Genomic DNA, 18,032 nt, shown 5'->3' with positions numbered 1-18,032 from the left:
TATTCAATGGCGATTTTCATCGCTATACTTAGCGCCTGGGTCATCCGGCGATGGCGTTTTATTTAAAAGAGGATGTTATGCGTTTACTTCATACCATGCTGCGCGTTGGCGATCTGCAACGTTCAATCGATTTCTACACCCGTGTGCTGGGCATGCGCGTGCTACGTCAGAGCGAAAACACCGAATATAAATATACCCTGGCGTTCGTAGGCTACACCGACGAAAGCGAAGGTGCGGTGATCGAGCTGACCTACAACTGGGGCGTTGATAAATATGACCTCGGCGATGCTTATGGTCACATCGCGCTGGGCGTCGATGACGCAGCAGCAGCCTGCGAACGTATCCGCAAAGATGGCGGCAACGTGACCCGTGAAGCGGGCCCGGTTAAAGGCGGCTCCACCATTATTGCCTTTGTTGAAGATCCCGATGGCTACAAAATCGAGCTGATCGAGAACAAAGATGCCGGTAACGGCCTGGGCAACTAAACCTGCCCCTCAGCCCGCCTGACCCGGTGGGCTGAATCCCTTTCTCTGCGCTTCATCTGCTGCACCCGTCCCCGTTTTTTGCCATAATACGCGCTGCCCTTTTTCTGCAACGAGATCCTGATGTCTGAATCGAATTCCCCTAATGCACTCAATCAACGTTTCCGTGGCTTCTATCCGGTGGTGATCGACGTTGAAACCGCTGGTTTCAACGCGCAAACCGATGCGTTACTGGAGATTGCCGCTATCACGCTGAAAATGGATGAAGAGGGATGGATTCAGATTGACCAGACGCTGCATTTCAACGTCGAACCCTTTGTCGGCTCGCTGCTGCATCCGGAAGCGCTGGCCTTTACCGGTATCGATCCGAGTAATCCGCTGCGCGGCGCGGTGAGTGAATATGAGGCGCTGCACGCCATTTTCAAAATGGTGCGCAAGGGCATTAAAGATAGCGGCTGCAATCGCGCCATTATGGTGGCGCACAATGCCACGTTTGATCTGAACTTTATGTCAGCGGCAGCAGAACGTGCCAGCCTGAAGCGCAATCCGTTTCACCCGTTTGCCACCTTTGATACCGCAGCGCTGAGCGGACTGGTGCTGGGTCAGACGGTGCTGGCGAAAGCCTGTATTGCGGCGGGAATGGAGTTTGACAGTACGCAGGCGCATTCAGCGCTCTATGACACTCAGCAGACGGCGACACTGTTCTGCGAGCTGGTGAACCGCTGGAAACGGTTAGGTGGCTGGCCTCTGCCCTTCGCCGGGGGCGACGCAGACGCCACGACATCCGCATAAGGGATGCCACAATGAAAGAGGCCGACATAATGTCGGCCTTTTTTTATTCTGCTTCTTTAAATTTTTCTGCGGTCTCTTTGATCAGCGACTGCAGTTCACCACGCTGTAACATCTCGACGATGATGTCGCATCCACCAACCAGTTCACCATCCACCCATAGCTGCGGGAAGGTCGGCCAGTTAGCGTATTTCGGCAGCTCAGCACGAATGTCCGGGTTCTGCAGAATATCCACGTAAGCAAAACGCTCACCGCAGGCTGACAGCGCCTGCACCGCCTGTGCAGAGAAACCGCAGCTTGGCAGTTTCGGGGAACCTTTCATGTACAGCAGGATCGGGTTTTCTGCGATCTGGCGCTGAATTTTTTCTACAGTACTCATAATTGCCTTCCTTAATTCGTTACTTCGTGTTTGTTTATTGTAGCGACTTCACAGCGTGACTGAAAATGAGATTTTGCTCCCTGCCCGATTAAATGACCATCATTGTTAAGTCCCGTGCGCAGGACATTTAACTTCAGGTATTAACAGCTGGTAACAGTTTAATAATTCGTAATAATTCCGTTGGTATAACATGCTGAAAATGTTCATTTTCAGTGCAATCACGTGGGCTGCAAAGATTAACATTAAAAGGCATTACAGTTTTTAAGCGAACTGGACTAGAATGGCCTGGGCACTGATCCTGGATCAGATTAATCTCAACTTTGTCGCGGTGCGTAGTGGCCCTGACAACTTAACTAATTAATGGACTATGCGTTTAATCATTACGCTTTTTATGCTGGCCTTTGCGCAACTGTTTTTCAACATCGCCGCTGCGTCGCCTCACGCGCCGGTGAACGTCAATACGCATAAAGCAGAGAAAAAGAGTGCGCGCGACGATGAACGCCGCAAGCGTCGCCCGGTAAAAACGGTGACGAAAAAAACTCGTCTCAGCCCTGACCAAAAACTTAAAACGAAAAAACAGAAAAAAGTCGAACTCACTGCTAATCAGACGCCTGCTAAGAAGACCTCGCTCAAAACCGCCCGTATCAGCAAAAGCAAAGAAAAAAATAAAGAGAAGAAACGCTATGGGCATCAGCGCCAGCTGAAAACCGCTGAGGTCACCACCCGCGAGCCAGGCACGATTAAAATGAGCAAATCCCACCGCCAGCGCTATCAGAAGGCGCGTGAGACTGCAATGACCAAGCTGATGGGGCAGTTGGGTAAACCCTATCAGTGGGGCGGCACCTCTCCACATACCGGTTTCGATTGCAGCGGTCTGGTCTGGTATGCCTATAAAGACCTGGTGAAATTTAAGATCCCGCGTACCGCTAACGAGATGTATCACCTGCGTGACGCCGCGCCGATCAAGCGTGAGTCGCTGGAGAAAGGCGATCTGGTCTTCTTCCGTATTAATGGCCGCGGCACAGCGGACCACGTCGGCGTTTATTTGGGCGATGGCAAGTTTATTCAGTCGCCACGTACCGGCAAAGATATTCAGATCAGTGCATTAGGGGAAGATTACTGGCAGCGCCACTATATTGGTGCCCGTCGGGTGATGACGCCGAAAACGATACGCTGAGCAGCAGAACAGTCAGAAAAAAGCCGGGATAATCCCGGCTTTTTTTATTAGTGCAGAATGGCAGTAAAACTAAAGGCCACAATCATCAGCAGACAGCCGACAGTGGTCATCAAAGCCAGTTTCAAATCGGTACTCATTGCTTGCTCCTTAGTCACACACTTTGCAGGGATATGGCATTTTCCCACAGGGTCCGGTAAAAATCTCGTTTTATCCGTTCAGCCTTGTTAGAATCCCGCCTTTGTTGCGCAACGCGCGCAACCCTGATTCCGTTTGCGCATCTTTTCTGGCGTTTTTTCTCCGCCAGCGGCCTGTTTACCGGCCAGAAAAGCCGCATTTTTGCGGAAAAAACCCTGAGCAGACGCAAACGTTTAACATTACGCTTATCATAGAGTTAGGTAAGCACTGGAGTCCGATTTTCATGGCAACAATTAAAGATGTGGCGAAACGCGCTGGCGTCTCAACGACCACCGTTTCGCACGTCATCAATAAAACCCGCTTTGTCGCTGAAGAAACACGCGAGGCGGTCTGGCAGGCAATTAAGGAACTGCACTACTCGCCAAGTGCTGTGGCGCGCAGCCTGAAAGTAAACCACACCAAAACGCTGGGCCTGCTTGCCACCTCCAGCGAAGCGCCCTATTTCGCTGAAATTATTGAAGCGGTTGAAAACCACTGTTTTGACAAAGGCTATACGCTGATTTTGGGTAATGCGCATAACGATCTCCAAAAACAGCGCGCCTATCTCAGCATGATGGCGCAGAAGCGCGTCGATGGTCTGCTGGTGATGTGCTCTGAGTATCCGGACGATCTGCTGCAGATGCTGGAAGAGAACCGCAATATCCCGATGGTGGTGATGGACTGGGGCGAATCGCGCGCCGACTTTACTGATACAGTTCTCGATAACGCCTTCCAGGGCGGCTATCTGGCGGGACGTTATCTGATTGAACGCGGACACCGTGATATTGGTGCTATCCCCGGTCAGATGGAGCGCAATACCGGCGGCGGACGCCATGCCGGTTTTCTGAAGGCGCTGGAAGAAGCGGGTATTCAGCCGCGTGCCGAGTGGATTGTACAGGGTGACTTTGAGCCGGAGTCAGGCTATCAGGCGATGCAGCAGATCCTGTCACAGAAACAACGCCCTACGGCGGTGTTCTGCGGCGGTGACATCATGGCGATGGGGGCCATTTGCGCCGCCGACGAGATGGGTTTGCGCGTACCGCAGGATATTTCGATCATCGGCTATGACAATGTGCGCAACGCCCGCTATTTCGCCCCTGCCCTGACCACGGTGCATCAGCCAAAAGCCCAGCTGGGTGAGAAAGCGCTGGATATGCTGCTTGACCGCATCACCAGTAAGCGCGAAGTGTCACAAACGATTGAAGTCCATCCGACGCTGATTGAGCGCCGTTCAGTGGCAGATGGTCCGTTCCGCGACTATCGCCGCTAATCCTCGCTTAACCACTCCTGATTAAGCGTTTGCGCATCACCCAGATAGCTGAGCAACCAGCCTGTCGCCGGTGATGCGCGATCTTCTGCCCAGCTGACGCAACAGGGGCTATCCGGAAATGCCACCGGCAGCGTCAGTTCGACCAGCTCGCCGCTGTCGAGCAGTGGTCTGGCCAGATGACCCGGCACCATCGCCACACACAAGCCTGCCTGCACGCACTCCAGTCCGGTTTGCCACTCCGGCACCACCAGCCTGCGCTGGTTATCCAGCGTCCATGTCATACGACGCGGCAGTGCGCGTGATGTATCTTCCAGCACCAGTGACGGCCAGCTACGCAGCGTGTCATCATCGATCTGGTTCGCCTGAGTCAGAGGATGATCGGGCGCGACCACGCAGCGCCAGTTGAGCGTACCCATATCTCGAAATGCAAACCGTCCGCCTACCGGAATCGCCTGGGTGGCCCCAATCGCAACTTCCACCCGACCGTCGGCCAGTGCATCCCAGACGCCGTTAAAGACTTCATAGCTGATGATCAGTTCCATATCGGGGAAGTGGCGATAGAAGTCTTTGACCAGCTGCCGGGTGCGTTGAGGTTTGGCGATGCGGTCAACGGCAATGCTGAGCTGCCCGCGCCAGCCGTTGGCCAGCTGCTGACACTGACGCCGGGTGGCAAGCATTTTTTTGATGACGCTGCGCCCTTCCCGAACAAAATGTTCGCCTGCTGGCGTCAGCACCACTTCGCGATGCTGGCGTTCGAACAGCGGCACTGCCAGCCAGTTCTCCAGCTGACGCACCGTGTAGCTGATGGCAGAGGGCACCCGATGCAGCTCCTGAGCAGCGGCGCTGAAGCTGCCCCCGCGGGCGACCGCGTCAACGACCTCTAATGCATATTCTGACCACATAATCTGCCTTCAAAAATTTTAACAGCAATCGGCAAATATTACCGTTTCACAGCGGCAAACGCACCTTTTACACTCTGCCGCGTTCATCCTGCAAAAATGAGAATGAGATGTTGTCGAATAAAGGATTTATGCCCTACCTTGCCCTGCTGAGCATGCTCGGCTTTTTAGCCACAGATATGTACCTGCCCGCCTTTGGTGCGATGCAGCAAACGTTTAATACCTCGCCGGGCCTGATCAGCGCCAGTATGAGTCTCTTTCTGGCGGGTTTCGCCTGTGGGCAGCTCTTCTGGGGACCGCTTTCCGATCGCATTGGACGTAAACCGGTGCTGCTGGCCGGACTGGCCATGTTTGGCATCGGCTGTGCGGGCATGCTGTGGGTGAATGATATCACTCTGATGCTGGCGCTGCGCTTTGTGCAGGCGATTGGCGTCTGTGCTGCGGCCGTGAGCTGGCAGGCACTGGTAGTGGATCGCTATCCTGCCGCGCGCGCTAACAAAGTCTTTGCCACGATTATGCCGCTGGTTGCGCTCTCCCCGGCGCTGGCCCCGTTGCTGGGTGCCTGGCTCATCGGCCATTTCCACTGGCGTTCGATTTTCCTGGTGCTGACGCTGATTGCGGTGGCGTTGATTCTGACCACGCTGCGCCTGCCCACCGTACGCCAGGAAGCACGCGAGAAAGGAGCCCAGCCTGGCTTTTTCACTCTGCTGAAATCACGGGTTTACAGCGGCAACGTGCTGGTCTACTCCGCCTGTTCAGCCAGTTTTTTTGCCTGGCTGACCGGCTCGCCGTTTATTCTGGCGGATCTGGGCCTTTCACCCGCCGATATCGGCCTGAGTTATGTGCCCCAGACGCTCGCCTTTTTGATTGGTGGATTCGGCTGTCGTGCCCTTCTTAACCGCTTTAATGGCGCTCAGCTGTTACCGTGGCTGCTGGGCATTTACAGCCTGAGCATTCTGGCGCTGTTTGCCGTCGCGCTGTCAGGCGGCAGCACGCTGGTGAGCCTGATGGTGCCGTTCTGCGGTATGGCGCTGGCTAACGGTGCGATCTATCCAATCGTGGTTTCCAGTGCGCTGACGCCCTTCCCGCACGCCACCGGTAAAGCGGCCGCATTGCAGAACACTTTACAGCTAGGACTCTGCTTCGCTGCAAGCCTGGCAGTCTCTGCCGGATTAACGCATGCACTGTTTACCACTACGCTGATGATGACGGTGACGATTCTGCTGGCGCTGGTGGGTTACGTCATACAGCGTACCGCAAGCGCACAAACTGTTGTTGCCTCCGCGCAACCTGCCTGCCAGGATAATCACTGACACACTGACTTTTTCGTTAGCCTCCTAACAATAAGTCATTGAATATTGACCCGCGTGAGCATATACTCATCCGGGTCAACAAATCTGTAATAAATCAACAATATAATAACGTAATAATCTGATTGGCACCCTGTTGCCGGGACGGTATTCGCGCGCGTTATTCTTACCCAGACCGACCTGCTGCAGGCTAGTCCAGTCCTCTGTATCACACAGTCAACCGGTGTGCGGAGTCATCCGTACCGTTTCTCAATGCCTGACGAAATTGACTACTCTTTGTTCAGGTTCAGATTGGACAGGTGGTGGAAAAGCTATGAGTTCATCTTATGCAGAAGCAGTGAGCCCTGAAGAAAACCATTGGTATCGCATCGTCCACGAGATGCTGGAAAAAGCGGATATTGAAATTAATGGTTCACGTCCCTGGGATATTCATATTAATCATCCCGGCTTTTTTAAGCGTGTTCTGCAGGAGGGATCGCTTGGGCTCGGTGAGAGCTATATGGATGGATGGTGGGAGTGCGATCGGCTGGATATTTTCTTCCATCAGGTGCTGAAACATAAACTCGATCAGCAACTCCCGCATCACTTTAAAGATACGCTGCGCATTGCCGCTGCCCGCTTAACCAATCTGCAGTCGAAAAAGCGGGCCTGGATTGTCGGTAAAGAGCATTACGACCTGGGTAACGATCTCTTTTCACTGATGCTCGACCCCTATATGCAATATTCCTGTGGCTACTGGAAAGAAGCTACGACCCTGGCGACGGCGCAGGAAGCCAAGCTGGATATGATTTGCCGTAAATTAGCGCTGGAACCTGGAATGTCGCTGCTGGATATCGGCTGTGGCTGGGGCGGACTCGCGGAATTTGCCGCACGTCATTATGGCGTCAACGTGCATGGCGTGACGATTTCCGCCGAACAACAGAAACTGGCGCAGCAGCGCTGTAGTGGATTAGACGTCACGATTCTGTTGCAGGATTATCGCGATCTGAATGAGCAGTTTGATCGCATCGTTTCAGTAGGCATGTTCGAGCATGTCGGGCCGAAGAATTACGCCACCTATTTTGATGTGGTTGATCGTAATTTAAAGCCTGACGGAATTTTTCTGCTTCACACCATTGGCGCGATTAAAACCGATATGAGTGTCGATCCCTGGATCGACAAATATATCTTCCCCAACGGCTGCCTGCCTTCAGTGCGTCACGTGGCGGATGCCAGCGAGCCGCATTTTATTCTGGAAGACTGGCATAACTTTGGGGCCGATTACGACAAAACGCTGATGGCCTGGCATGAGCGCTTTTTGCAGGCCTGGCCGGAGCTGGCTGATAACTATGGCGAACGCTTTAAGCGGATGTTCTCCTATTATCTTAATGCCTGTGCCGGCGCCTTCCGCGCGCGGGATATTCAGCTGTGGCAGATTGTGTTCAGTCGCGGTGTTGAGGGCGGATTACGGGTGGCGCGGTAGGGAGTGTCAGTTTGTTAAGAGGGTGATCCCGTGCTGAAGGTTTTAAAAAACTGGCCTGTTTTGAGAGTGGAACTGCATAGGGAACACAGTCAGATCGGAAAGTCGCAAAACCCGTCATCCCTGACATGCTCGGCCCGCGCGATTACGCACCTCATCCCTGAGGTGCGCCCGTTGCCGGGCCAACGCGTTGCGTTGTTCAAAAACGCTCCCGGCGTTTTTGTCCCAGTTGCGGAACGCTTTCCTCTTCTGACTGTGTTCCCTGCGCTTCGGGCTATTATACTGCTGCCAGAATCACACGATTTGGCTTTCCAGCAGTCTTTGCGGGTTATTAACTCTCGGCGGCAGGCTGGCCGGTCAGCATACTCATTGCCGCCGCGGCATCGCGCTGGGCTAACACCCGCTCAACGGTCTCTACGATTGCCTGTGTGTGCGGATCGATCTCAATGTTGACCCGGTCGCCAAAGGTCTTCGCGCCCAGAGTCGTACGCTCCAGCGTTTCCGGAATCAGATAGACGCAGAATTTGGTCTTCGTCACATCACCTACCGTCAGGCTTATGCCGTCGATGCCGACGAAACCTTTATGCAGAATATATTTCATCTGCATCGGATCCTGGATTTTAAACCAGACTTCGCGATTGTGTTCTGACTGGATAATCTTGCAGATTTCAGCGGTGGTCATAATATGACCTGACATCAGATGACCGCCTATTTCGTCGCTGAATTTCGCTGCACGCTCAATATTCACCACATCGCCCTGGCGTAAATCACCAAGGTTAGTCACGCGCAATGTCTCTTTAATTAAATCGAAACTGACGCGGTCACCTTCGATTGCCGTTACGGTCAGGCAGCACCCGTTATGGGCTACGGATGCGCCCAGCGCCAGTCCCGGCAGGAGCTCTTCCGGCAGTCGGACAGTGTGGGTACGAAACAGTTCTTTTTCTTCAATGGACACGATTTCTGCGGTGCCCTGCACAATACCGGTAAACATAGTCTTTGCCTCTGCGAAGTTTACGCTAGTTTATCACAGCTCCGGTAGGCTGATAGATTTCAGCCCACCTCACCCCATTAATGGGGTTCAAAACGCATTGTGTGACAAAGATTGGCGAATTCTGTTACCCCGGTTACACTGGTTCGCGCTATTCCCCGGGCTTTTCTGCCCTTTTAATTCATTTAATAAGTCAGGTGTTAACGTGCAGAAGTATTTAACAGAAGCGCGTCAATTGCTGGCCCTTGCGATTCCGGTCATCCTTGCTCAGGTGGCCCAAACCGCAATGGGATTTGTGGATACCATTATGGCCGGCGCAGTGAGCGCCACGGATATGGCCGCCGTTGCTGTCGGCACCTCTGTCTGGCTTCCGGCCATCCTGTTTGGTCATGGTCTTCTGCTTGCATTGACGCCCACCGTTGCGCAACTTAACGGTTCAGGCCGCCGCGAACGCATCGGCGAACAGATCCGCCAGGGCTACTGGCTCGCCTTTTTTGTCTCACTGCTGATTATGGTGCTGCTGTGGCACGCCGGTTATCTTATCCGGGCGATGCATGACATCGATCCCGCGCTGGCGCTTAAAGCCGAGGGCTATCTGCACGCCCTGCTGTTCGGCGCGCCAGGCTATCTCTTCTTTCAGGTGCTGCGAAATCAGTGCGAGGGGCTGTCGAAAACCAAACCCGGCATGGTGCTGGGCTTTCTGGGCCTGATGTTTAACATCCCGCTGAACTATGTCTTTATCTACGGCCACTTCGGCATGCCCGCGTTGGGTGGCGTCGGCTGCGGCGTGGCAACGGCATCGGTCTACTGGGTGATGTTTATCTGCATGCGCTTCTGGGTACGCCGGATGGGCAGCATGCGCGATATCCGGATGGAGAGTCGCTGGTCGCCGCCTTCGCGTCCGATTCTGAGCCGCTTAATGACGCTGGGATTGCCGGTAGCACTGGCGTTGTTCTTTGAAGTCACGCTGTTTGCCGTTGTGGCTCTGCTGGTGTCGCCACTGGGCATCGTTGACGTGGCTGGCCACCAGATTGCGCTGAACTTCAGTTCCCTGATGTTTGTGATGCCGCTGTCGCTGGGTGTGGCGACCACCATCCGCGTCGGTTATCGTCTGGGCCAGGGCTCTACCGAGCAGGCAAGAGTCGCCGCCTGGACCGCCCAGGGTGTGGGCATCAGCATGGCAGCGCTGACCGCCATTTTTACCGTCACGTTTCGTCATCAGATTGCCCTGCTCTATAACGACAACCCCGAAGTGGTCACACTGGCGGCACAGCTGATGCTGCTGGCAGCGATTTATCAGTTCTCGGACTCGATACAGGTGATTGGCAGCGGGATCCTGCGGGGATATAAAGATACGCGCTCGATTTTCTTTATTACCTTTATCGCTTACTGGCTGCTGGGACTGCCCGCTGGCTATCTGCTGGCGCTGACCGACTGGCTGGTGCCCCGGATGGGACCAGCGGGCTTCTGGTGCGGCTTTATTATCGGTCTGACCTCGGCGGCGGTCATGATGATCTGGCGCATCAGGCGTTTACAGCGGTCACCTGCGGAAATCATCCTGGCTCGCGCGGCGCGATAACCGTAAAAGCGGGTTATTTATAGCCCGCAATGACGAAAAAAACGACGGTTAGCACAGTTGCTGCTCAGTCATGGCGAAAAAACTATTTTCCCCTTGCCAGGCTTCTGCGCTGCCGTTAATATTCGTCCCCGCTGTCGCCCTGACAGCATGTTGCGCTCTTAGCTCAGTTGGTTAGAGCACCACCTTGACATGGTGGGGGTCGATGGTTCGAGTCCATTAGAGCGCACCAAGTGCGTCCGTAGCTCAGTTGGTTAGAGCACCACCTTGACATGGTGGGGGTCGGTGGTTCGAGTCCACTCGGACGCACCAATATTCAGTATGCGCTCTTAGCTCAGTTGGTTAGAGCACCACCTTGACATGGTGGGGGTCGATGGTTCGAGTCCATTAGAGCGCACCACTTTCAGAATTTCTTCAGCTTGCGCAACTCTCCCTTTTATTGATCTGCATCGCTTCCCCCTCTGCTTTTTGATTGGTTTTCGCATACTTAGCGTCTATACTGTCCCGCGTTGCTTACTTGAAAGGTTTCAGCGATCACGTGCTTACTGCGATAACTCAAATGATTTGCGCAACAACAGCGTGGTGGTTACCAACCGTAACCGCACAACTTCCCTGCACGCCTGGCCTTCGTCACCTATTCTTACTCAGTACTGCCCATTTCAGTCTCAATCAGAATTTTCACTTCGATGCGCTGCCATCGGATTTCGCCCTTATTCATCCATCACAACTTACAGAAAATCCGTCATGAAAAAGACTAAAATCGTTTGTACAATCGGCCCGAAAACCGAATCCGAAGAGATGCTGACTCAACTGCTTGAAGCGGGCATGAATGTTATGCGTCTTAACTTCTCTCACGGCGACTACGCCGAGCATGGTCAACGCATTACTAATATGCGTGCTGTCATGCAAAAAACCGGTCGTCAGGCGGCTATCCTGCTGGACACCAAAGGCCCTGAAATCCGCACCATGAAGCTGGAAGGCGGCAACGATGCGGCGCTGAAAGCAGGCCAGACCTTTACCTTCACCACCGACCAGAGTGTGATCGGCAACAGCGAGCGCGTTGCGGTGACCTACCCGGGTTTCACAGCCGACCTGAAAATTGGTAACACCGTGCTGGTCGATGATGGCCTGATTGGCATGGAAGTGACCGAAGTCACCGAAAATACCGTCGTGTGTAAAGTCCTGAACAATGGCGATCTGGGTGAGAACAAAGGCGTTAACCTGCCAGGCGTCTCCATCCAGCTGCCTGCACTGGCTGAAAAAGACAAGCGCGACCTGATTTTTGGTTGTGAGCAGGGCGTAGACTTTGTTGCCGCCTCGTTCATCCGCAAGCGTTCAGACGTGCTGGAAATTCGTGAGCACCTGAAACAGCACGGCGGCGAGCATATCCAGATCATCTCTAAAATCGAAAACCAGGAAGGCCTGAATAACTTCGACGAAATCCTCGAAGCGTCTGACGGCATCATGGTTGCGCGTGGTGACCTGGGTGTTGAGATCCCGGTTGAAGAAGTGATCTTCGCGCAGAAGATGATGATCAAAAAATGTAATAAAGCACGCAAAGTGGTAATCACCGCGACGCAGATGCTTGATTCAATGATCAAGAACCCGCGCCCTACCCGCGCAGAAGCCGGTGATGTGGCGAACGCCATCCTCGACGGTACCGATGCAGTCATGCTGTCTGGTGAGAGCGCTAAGGGTCGTTATCCGCTGGAGTCGGTCACCATCATGGCGACCATCTGTGAGCGTACCGACCGCGTCATGAAGTCACGCATCGACAGCCAGAGCGACACCCGCAAACTGCGTATCACTGAAGCAGTCTGCCGTGGTGCGGTAGAGACAGCTGAGAAGCTGGAAGCACCACTGATTGTGGTCGCGACCGAAGGCGGTAAGTCTGCTAAAGCCGTACGTAAATATTTCCCGAACGCCACCATTCTGGCACTGACGACCAATCAGACCACCGCACGTCAGCTGATCCTGAGCAAAGGGATTGAGACGCGTCTGGTCACTGAAATCGCCTCAACCGATGATTTCTATCGTCTGGGTAAAGAAGCGGCGCTGGAAAGTGGTTATGGTCAGAAAGGGGATGTTGTTGTGCTGGTATCAGGTGCATTAGTACCAAGCGGAACTACCAACACCGCCTCTGTACACGTACTGTAAAACTCTTTTTTGCCATTATTTTAAAGCGCCTTAACGAGGCGCTTTTTTTATTTCTGCTTAAACCAAATCCCGGAAAATTCCAATCGAAAATAACTATTCAAATACTCTTAATATTAAGGTTAATCCGATTAAATCTCTCTGTTTTCGCTAAATTTTTTTATCATATTCTGGGATTCGCTGCTTCTTTGAGCGAACGATCAAATTTAAGCATCTTCTCATCAAAAATTTATTCTCAACTTAAAAAGCTTTGTGTAATACTTGTAACGCTACATGGAGATTAACTCAATCTAGAGGGTATAAATAATGAATCGTACTAAACTGGTACTGGGCGCGGTAGTTCTGGCTTCAACTCTGCTGGCTGGTTGCTCAAGCAACGCTAAAATCGACCAGCTGTCTTCAGACGTTCAGACTCTGAACGCTAAAGTTGACCAGCTGAGCAACGACGTGAACGCAGTGCGTTCAGACGTTCAGGCTGCTAAAGATGACGCAGCTCGCGCTAACCAGCGTCTGGACAACCAGGCTCACTCTTACCGTAAGTAAGAGTTCTGGTTTAAAAATGGCGCCTTTAAGGCGCCATTTTTTTTGCCCAAAATTCAGTGCCCTTTCAGGCACTCATCCTTTCAGGGCTGCGCAGTTTTACCTCCGGCCTGCCCATCCGGGCTATTCGCGTCCGCAGAGGCACTCTCCAGCCCCGCAGGCGGCACGGTATCACTCTGCACCGGCTCGCCACTGCTGACCAGTACAGGCATGCCTGAGCGTCGCGTTAAGCTGGCTTTAATCAGCGCGCTATCGCTCTTCTCACTCTTCATAAATTTCTTCAGGTCACTGCCGATCGCAATGGGCATAGTCTGCGGATCGTCTTTATCATTACGTGACAGCGGCTGATGCACTTCCACGTAGCGTTTTCCATCCGGCTCCACCACGTACTTCACCGGCTGATTGATGATCTGAACCCGCGTCCCTTTTGGGGCAGCGTTAAACAGCGCTTCAATATCCTCAGAACGCAGACGGATGCAGCCTGAACTGACGCGCATGCCAATGCCAAACTTCGCATTGGTACCGTGGATCAGATACTGGCCGGTGCCACGCGCCAGACGCATGGCAAACTGCCCCATCGGGTTATCCGGTCCAGCGGGTACCACGCCAGGTAATGTAATGCCCTCTTTGGCGTAACGCTTGCGGATGTTCGGGGTGGGTGTCCAGGTGGGATTCGGGATTTTCTGGCTGATCTGCGTCACCATGACTGGCGTTGCTGCCCCCAGCTGACCAATGCCGATGGGATAGACGATGACCTTATCTTCCCCTTTGGGATAGTAGTAGAGACGCAGTTCGGCCAGATTCACCACAATCCCTTCACGCGGCGTATCAGGCAGGATCATCTGCAGCGGCACCGTCAGCTGGGTACCCGCTTTAGGCAACCAGGGATCGGTACCGGGATTCGCCTCCAGCATGCCCAGTAGCCCGACCTGGTAGCGGGCCGCGATTGATTCCAGGGGTTGTTTATCATCAGGAACCTGAGTCAGAACGTTTTCGCCAATCAGGCGACTGTCAGGCGGTGGCAGCGGGTATTCGGTGGCGAATGCGGGTGCAGAGAGCCCAAAGCAGGTCAGCAGCAATGCACCGGCTAAACGTAAAGCAGGTTTCATGCAATTTTCTCGTCAGATAAAAAAACAGACGCCGGATGGCGTCTGTCGAGTGTAACTTAGCTGAGGTTCTGAGCGGTATGGCGAATAGACCGAATCATCGCCTCCAGCCCCTGCGACCGGGTGGGCGTCAGGTGCTGCACCAGGGCCAGTTCGCCAAACCAGTGGCGAACATCCAGCGCCAGAATTTCGGCGGGTGGCAGGTTCTGATACAGACTAAATACAATAGCAATCAGACCTTTAACGATAGCGGCATCGCTGTCACCTTCAAATGCGATGGTGCCATCTGCCTGCGGGGTCATTCTGATCCACACCTGACTCTGACAACCCGAAATCGCGTTTTCCGGCTGGTGTAATGTTTCAGAAGATTCCGGAAGCTTTGAACCCAGTTCGATAATGTAGAGGTACTTCTCTTCCCAGTTAGCGCAACGGTTGAAGTTGCGAACCAGTTTCTCTTTTTCAGGCAAATTCGCCATCAGTGGCTCCGTTAAAACTGTTCAGCCGCCCAGCAGACGATGAATGCGCGTCAAACCGGCAGCCAGACGATCCACTTCCTCTTCACTGTTGTAGAAGGTGAAGGAGGCACGGCACATCGCCGGGACATTGTAGTGCTGCATCAGCGGCATCGCACAGTGATGTCCGGTGCGGATGGCAATACCGTATTGATCCAGGAAACTGCCGACATCGAAGGCATGATGTTTGCCCAGGTTGAAGGCAATAACACCGGCACGTGACTGCGGACCGTAAATCTGAATATCCGGAACGGTGCCCAGCTTATCGAGCGCATAGTTCATCAGTGCCGTCTCGCGCTGATGAATGGTATCCAGTCCCAGCGCCTGCACATAGGCCATCGCCGCGCCAAAGCCGATAATGCCCCCGGTGTTCGGTGTGCCTGCTTCAAAACGCCACGGCGCACTGTTCCAGGTGGTGCCGGTGGGCAGCATGACCTGACCGATCATCGAACCGCCGCCTTCCCACGGTGGCATCTCATCCAGCAGCGCTTTGCGCCCATAGAGAATACCGACGCCATTCGGACCGTAGAGTTTATGGCTGGAGAAGACGTAGAAGTCGCAGCCGATATCCTGCACATCCACTTTGTCATGCATCACGGCCTGCGCGCCATCCACCAGCGTAATCACGCCAGCGGCTTTTGCCTGGGCAACGATGGCTTTAACCGGGTTAACGGTGCCGAGCACGTTTGACACGTGCGTCACGGCCAGCAACCGCGTGCGGCTGTCGATCAGCCCCGCCAGTTGCTCCAGCGCCAGTTCACCGTTGTCATTTAAGGGCAGCACACGCACTTCTGCGCCGGTACGCTGCGCCAGCATCTGCCACGGCACGATGTTGGCGTGATGCTCCATCTCCGTGATGATCAGGTTGTCGCCAGACCTGAGGTTACTGCTGCCCCAGGTATTCGCCACCAGGTTGATGCCTTCAGTGGTGCCTTTAACGAAGATAATCTCTTCCTGGGACCCGGCATTAATGAAACGGGCAGCCTGATCGCGCACGTTCTCCATATCGCTGGTCGCCTGCTGGCTCAGCGTATGGATACCACGATGCACGGCCGCATAGCCGTGCTGATAGAAATGACTCTCGGCGTTAATCACCGACAGGGGACGCTGTGCGCTGGCTGCACTATCAAGATAGGCCAGCGGATGACCGTTGACCTCACGCTTCAGGATAGGAAAATCAGCCCTGATGCGTTCGAGATCGAAGTTCATCATACGTCGCCTCCGGGAAAACGTTGTGCGATACGCTGCAGTACGGCCTGACGCATCACTTCATTTTCAAGTGTCTCGGTGAGTTCGGCTGCAAACGCATGAATAATCATGGTCTGCGCCGCATCCTGCTCAATACCGCGAGAACGCAGATAGAACATCTGCTCATCGTCGATACGACCAATGGTAGCACCGTGGCTGCATTTAACGTCATCCGCGTAAATTTCGAGCTGCGGTTTGGTGTCGACTTCAGAAAGCTTGCCCAGTAACAGGTTGTTATTGGTCATCTGCCCGTCGGTCTTCAGCGCATGCTGTGCCACTTTGATGTGACCGTTAAACACCGCACGCCCTTTGTCACGCACGATAGTTTTATGCATCTGGCGGCTGACACAGTGGCCTTTGTTGTGCTCCAGGTAAGTACGGGTATCCGCCACTTCCTGTTTCACCGGCAGTACCAGGCTGTTAATTGCCAGCGTGGTATTTTCGCCATTCAGCTGAGTACTGGTGTTGTGACGCGACAGGCCCGCACCCAGCAGGAAGCTGGTGCTGCTGACCTGGCCATCGTTGCCAATCACCAGATCGTTATGCGCAAAGTGATAGCTGGCGCTGCTTTCAAAGGCGAGCTTGGTGTGAGTCAGTTTCGCATTGTCACCAATCGCAAAGGTAAAGCGCGTGCCGGTGAAATGGGCGCGCTCATCCAGAGAGACGTAGTGCTCAATGACTTCCGCTTCGGCACTCTCTTCCAGTTGCAGATGATGGCGATAATGAACGGTGTTCATGCCCGTCTGCTGACCGCTGGTGATGTGCAGCAGATAGACCGGACGGGCAGCGGCTTTACTACGTGCCAGACGCAGGGTCGTCACCTCTTCTGCCAGGCTCTCGGTCAGATGCAGGAAGACTTCCGGCTGAACCGCAGCGGGCAGCGGACGGCGCTCGGCGGCCACGCTGTGCTGGACCTCAAACAGTTCGACGTCGCGGCTGCTGAAGGCGGGTTGGAACTGACCATCCACATACACCAGACGGATTGCATCCAGCGGCAGGGCCAGTGCATCAACCTGTTCAGCGCTCAGGGTCTGCGGCGCATCGGGCAGCACAAACTGCTGGGACAGCAGCGTGTCCAGCGGCGTGTACTTCCAGTTTTCATGCTTGCGGGTTGGCAGACCAACACGCATCAGTTGCTGCCAGTGCTGCTGTGCCTGTAAAGAGCGCACGTCACCGCGCGATTCAAACAGGTGATGCCACTGTTGCAGCGCAGAATCACTCTTCGTCGGTAAGCCAGCCATAACCTTGCTCCTCCAGCTGTTTCACCAGCGAGAAGTCGCCAGATTTCACGATTTTGCCCTGATACAGAACATGAACGAAGTCTGGCTTGATGTAATCCAGAATACGCTGGTAGTGGGTCACGATGATAAAGGCACGTTTCTCATCACGCAGGCTGTTTACGCCATTCGCGACGATTTTCAGCGCATCGATATCCAGACCAGAGTCAGTTTCATCCAGGATGCAAAGCTCAGGTTCAAGCGCCGCCATCTGCAGAATGTCGTTACGCTTCTTCTCACCACCGGAGAAGCCAACGTTAACGGAACGGGTCAGCAGATCTTCCGGCATCTTCAGCAGATGAATTTTCTCTTCAATGAAGTCCTGGAAATCAAAGCGATCCAGCTCGTCCTGCTGACGATATTTACGTACCGCGTTGACCGAGGTTTGCAGGAAGAACTGGTTGCTGACGCCCGGAATCTCTACCGGATACTGGAAGGCCATAAAGATGCCTTCACCGGCACGCTCTTCAGGGGCCAGTTCCAGCAGATCTTTACCTTTGAAGCTGACTGAACCGCCGGTCACTTCATAATCTTCACGGCCTGCCAGCGTCGCTGACAGCGTACTTTTACCGGAGCCGTTCGGCCCCATGATGGCATGCACTTCGCCCGGTTTAATTTCGAGATTCAGGCCACGCAGAATGGCTTTATCTTCAACACTGACCTGCAAATCTTTAATGCTTAACATTCTTATT

The 18,032-nt window shown here is 53.9% G+C and carries 18 protein-coding genes and 3 tRNA genes; 12 read left to right on the top strand and 9 right to left on the bottom strand.

What is annotated here, in order from left to right; translation table 11 throughout:
* The first annotated feature begins 77 nt into the window (after nucleotides 1-77).
* Complete coding sequence (gloA, locus tag AC6I8E_RS08445; RefSeq protein WP_010245580.1) at nucleotides 78-485, top strand: lactoylglutathione lyase; 408 nt, start codon at nucleotides 78-80, stop codon at nucleotides 483-485.
* Between the two features lie 120 nt (nucleotides 486-605).
* Nucleotides 606-1,274, top strand: coding sequence for a ribonuclease T (gene rnt / locus AC6I8E_RS08440; protein ID WP_013357711.1), 669 nt, complete (start codon nucleotides 606-608; stop codon nucleotides 1,272-1,274).
* 43 nt (nucleotides 1,275-1,317) lie between these two features.
* On the opposite strand, the gene AC6I8E_RS08435 is transcribed toward rnt, so the two are convergent.
* Nucleotides 1,318-1,653, bottom strand: coding sequence for a Grx4 family monothiol glutaredoxin (locus tag AC6I8E_RS08435; protein ID WP_179291196.1), 336 nt, complete (start codon nucleotides 1,651-1,653; stop codon nucleotides 1,318-1,320).
* Between the two features lie 364 nt (nucleotides 1,654-2,017).
* Here AC6I8E_RS08435 and AC6I8E_RS08430 point away from each other — a divergent pair, with 364 nt between their 5' ends.
* Nucleotides 2,018-2,827, top strand: a complete 810-nt coding sequence (locus tag AC6I8E_RS08430) for a C40 family peptidase (protein ID WP_147788249.1) — start codon at nucleotides 2,018-2,020, stop codon at nucleotides 2,825-2,827.
* Between the two features lie 47 nt (nucleotides 2,828-2,874).
* On the opposite strand, the gene cydH is transcribed toward AC6I8E_RS08430, so the two are convergent.
* Entirely contained in the window at nucleotides 2,875-2,964 is a 90-nt protein-coding gene (gene cydH / locus AC6I8E_RS08425; RefSeq protein ID WP_095707274.1) for a cytochrome bd-I oxidase subunit CydH, read from the bottom strand.
* Between the two features lie 281 nt (nucleotides 2,965-3,245).
* Here cydH and purR point away from each other — a divergent pair, with 281 nt between their 5' ends.
* On the top strand, nucleotides 3,246-4,271 hold the full coding sequence (gene purR / locus AC6I8E_RS08420) for an HTH-type transcriptional repressor PurR (protein ID WP_033782945.1): 1,026 nt from the start codon (nucleotides 3,246-3,248) through the stop codon (nucleotides 4,269-4,271).
* Here the strand turns inward: purR and punR are convergent.
* A complete protein-coding gene (gene punR / locus AC6I8E_RS08415; RefSeq protein WP_013357707.1) occupies nucleotides 4,268-5,173 on the bottom strand; it encodes a DNA-binding transcriptional activator PunR in 906 nt (301 codons plus the stop codon). The two genes, purR and punR, sit on opposite strands and share 4 nt — an antisense overlap.
* Nucleotides 5,174-5,280: 107 nt before the next feature.
* Between punR and punC the strand changes: the two genes are divergently transcribed.
* Nucleotides 5,281-6,483 (top strand): purine nucleoside transporter PunC, encoded by a 1,203-nt coding sequence (gene punC, locus AC6I8E_RS08410; protein WP_095707275.1) that lies wholly within the window; start codon nucleotides 5,281-5,283, stop codon nucleotides 6,481-6,483.
* A 310-nt stretch (nucleotides 6,484-6,793) separates the two neighbouring features.
* Nucleotides 6,794-7,942, top strand: a complete 1,149-nt coding sequence (gene cfa, locus AC6I8E_RS08405; protein ID WP_033782942.1) for a cyclopropane fatty acyl phospholipid synthase — start codon at nucleotides 6,794-6,796, stop codon at nucleotides 7,940-7,942.
* A gap of 328 nt (nucleotides 7,943-8,270) precedes the next feature.
* Here cfa and AC6I8E_RS08400 read toward each other — a convergent pair whose 3' ends face one another.
* Nucleotides 8,271-8,930: a riboflavin synthase gene (locus tag AC6I8E_RS08400; RefSeq protein WP_013357704.1), complete on the bottom strand. Its 660-nt coding sequence runs from the start codon at nucleotides 8,928-8,930 to the stop codon at nucleotides 8,271-8,273.
* A gap of 202 nt (nucleotides 8,931-9,132) precedes the next feature.
* Here AC6I8E_RS08400 and AC6I8E_RS08395 point away from each other — a divergent pair, with 202 nt between their 5' ends.
* The 6 genes from AC6I8E_RS08395 (at nucleotide 9,133) to AC6I8E_RS08370 (ending at nucleotide 13,200) form a co-directional block, all read left to right on the top strand.
* Nucleotides 9,133-10,506 (top strand): MATE family efflux transporter, encoded by a 1,374-nt coding sequence (locus AC6I8E_RS08395; protein ID WP_013357703.1) that lies wholly within the window; start codon nucleotides 9,133-9,135, stop codon nucleotides 10,504-10,506.
* Between the two features lie 152 nt (nucleotides 10,507-10,658).
* Nucleotides 10,659-10,735, top strand: a tRNA-Val gene (locus AC6I8E_RS08390).
* A 3-nt stretch (nucleotides 10,736-10,738) separates the two neighbouring features.
* Nucleotides 10,739-10,815 (top strand) — tRNA-Val (locus tag AC6I8E_RS08385).
* An 11-nt stretch (nucleotides 10,816-10,826) separates the two neighbouring features.
* Nucleotides 10,827-10,903: transfer RNA gene (locus AC6I8E_RS08380), tRNA-Val, on the top strand.
* A gap of 344 nt (nucleotides 10,904-11,247) precedes the next feature.
* Entirely contained in the window at nucleotides 11,248-12,660 is a 1,413-nt protein-coding gene (gene pykF / locus AC6I8E_RS08375) for a pyruvate kinase PykF (RefSeq protein ID WP_013357702.1), read from the top strand.
* 303 nt (nucleotides 12,661-12,963) lie between these two features.
* Nucleotides 12,964-13,200 (top strand): major outer membrane lipoprotein, encoded by a 237-nt coding sequence (locus tag AC6I8E_RS08370; protein ID WP_009090492.1) that lies wholly within the window; start codon nucleotides 12,964-12,966, stop codon nucleotides 13,198-13,200.
* Between the two features lie 80 nt (nucleotides 13,201-13,280).
* Here the strand turns inward: AC6I8E_RS08370 and AC6I8E_RS08365 are convergent, their stop codons facing one another.
* The 5 genes from AC6I8E_RS08365 to sufC are packed head-to-tail and all read right to left on the bottom strand — an operon-like array spanning nucleotide 13,281 to nucleotide 18,025.
* A complete protein-coding gene (locus tag AC6I8E_RS08365; protein WP_147788250.1) occupies nucleotides 13,281-14,306 on the bottom strand; it encodes a L,D-transpeptidase family protein in 1,026 nt (341 codons plus the stop codon).
* 56 nt (nucleotides 14,307-14,362) lie between these two features.
* Complete coding sequence (sufE, locus tag AC6I8E_RS08360) at nucleotides 14,363-14,779, bottom strand: cysteine desulfuration protein SufE (protein WP_033732484.1); 417 nt, start codon at nucleotides 14,777-14,779, stop codon at nucleotides 14,363-14,365.
* 21 nt (nucleotides 14,780-14,800) lie between these two features.
* Nucleotides 14,801-16,024, bottom strand: a complete 1,224-nt coding sequence (sufS, locus tag AC6I8E_RS08355) for a cysteine desulfurase SufS (RefSeq protein WP_041457209.1) — start codon at nucleotides 16,022-16,024, stop codon at nucleotides 14,801-14,803.
* On the bottom strand, nucleotides 16,024-17,304 hold the full coding sequence (gene sufD / locus AC6I8E_RS08350) for a Fe-S cluster assembly protein SufD (RefSeq protein ID WP_147788251.1): 1,281 nt from the start codon (nucleotides 17,302-17,304) through the stop codon (nucleotides 16,024-16,026). The genes sufS and sufD overlap by 1 nt, the downstream gene beginning before the upstream one ends.
* Nucleotides 17,279-18,025 carry a Fe-S cluster assembly ATPase SufC gene (gene sufC / locus AC6I8E_RS08345; RefSeq protein ID WP_013357697.1) on the bottom strand — a complete coding sequence of 249 codons (747 nt, stop codon included), beginning with the start codon at nucleotides 18,023-18,025 and terminating at the stop codon, nucleotides 17,279-17,281. The genes sufD and sufC overlap by 26 nt, the downstream gene beginning before the upstream one ends.
* Between the last annotated feature and the right edge of the window lie 7 nt (nucleotides 18,026-18,032).

Source organism: Pantoea sp. X-Soil-YNGN-785, from assembly GCF_059730585.1.
The sequence above is the reverse complement of the archived record's forward strand: the minus strand, read 5'-3'. Positions and strand labels throughout refer to the sequence as shown.

Bases quoted from the DNA above. Each gene is read 5' to 3' on its own strand.
- AC6I8E_RS08365 (WP_147788250.1), bottom strand. From the start codon at position 14,306: ATGAAACCTGCTTTACGTTTAGCCGGTGCATTGCTGCTGACCTGCTTT.
- gloA (WP_010245580.1), top strand. From the start codon at position 78: ATGCGTTTACTTCATACCATGCTGCGCGTTGGCGATCTGCAACGTTCA.
- pykF (WP_013357702.1), top strand. From the start codon at position 11,248: ATGAAAAAGACTAAAATCGTTTGTACAATCGGCCCGAAAACCGAATCC.
- punC (WP_095707275.1), top strand. From the start codon at position 5,281: ATGTTGTCGAATAAAGGATTTATGCCCTACCTTGCCCTGCTGAGCATG.
- AC6I8E_RS08430 (WP_147788249.1), top strand. From the start codon at position 2,018: ATGCGTTTAATCATTACGCTTTTTATGCTGGCCTTTGCGCAACTGTTT.
- AC6I8E_RS08370 (WP_009090492.1), top strand. From the start codon at position 12,964: ATGAATCGTACTAAACTGGTACTGGGCGCGGTAGTTCTGGCTTCAACT.
- sufS (WP_041457209.1), bottom strand. From the start codon at position 16,024: ATGAACTTCGATCTCGAACGCATCAGGGCTGATTTTCCTATCCTGAAG.
- rnt (WP_013357711.1), top strand. From the start codon at position 606: ATGTCTGAATCGAATTCCCCTAATGCACTCAATCAACGTTTCCGTGGC.
- AC6I8E_RS08400 (WP_013357704.1), bottom strand. From the start codon at position 8,930: ATGTTTACCGGTATTGTGCAGGGCACCGCAGAAATCGTGTCCATTGAA.
- cfa (WP_033782942.1), top strand. From the start codon at position 6,794: ATGAGTTCATCTTATGCAGAAGCAGTGAGCCCTGAAGAAAACCATTGG.
- sufD (WP_147788251.1), bottom strand. From the start codon at position 17,304: ATGGCTGGCTTACCGACGAAGAGTGATTCTGCGCTGCAACAGTGGCAT.
- punR (WP_013357707.1), bottom strand. From the start codon at position 5,173: ATGTGGTCAGAATATGCATTAGAGGTCGTTGACGCGGTCGCCCGCGGG.
- sufE (WP_033732484.1), bottom strand. From the start codon at position 14,779: ATGGCGAATTTGCCTGAAAAAGAGAAACTGGTTCGCAACTTCAACCGT.
- sufC (WP_013357697.1), bottom strand. From the start codon at position 18,025: ATGTTAAGCATTAAAGATTTGCAGGTCAGTGTTGAAGATAAAGCCATT.
- cydH (WP_095707274.1), bottom strand. From the start codon at position 2,964: ATGAGTACCGATTTGAAACTGGCTTTGATGACCACTGTCGGCTGTCTG.
- purR (WP_033782945.1), top strand. From the start codon at position 3,246: ATGGCAACAATTAAAGATGTGGCGAAACGCGCTGGCGTCTCAACGACC.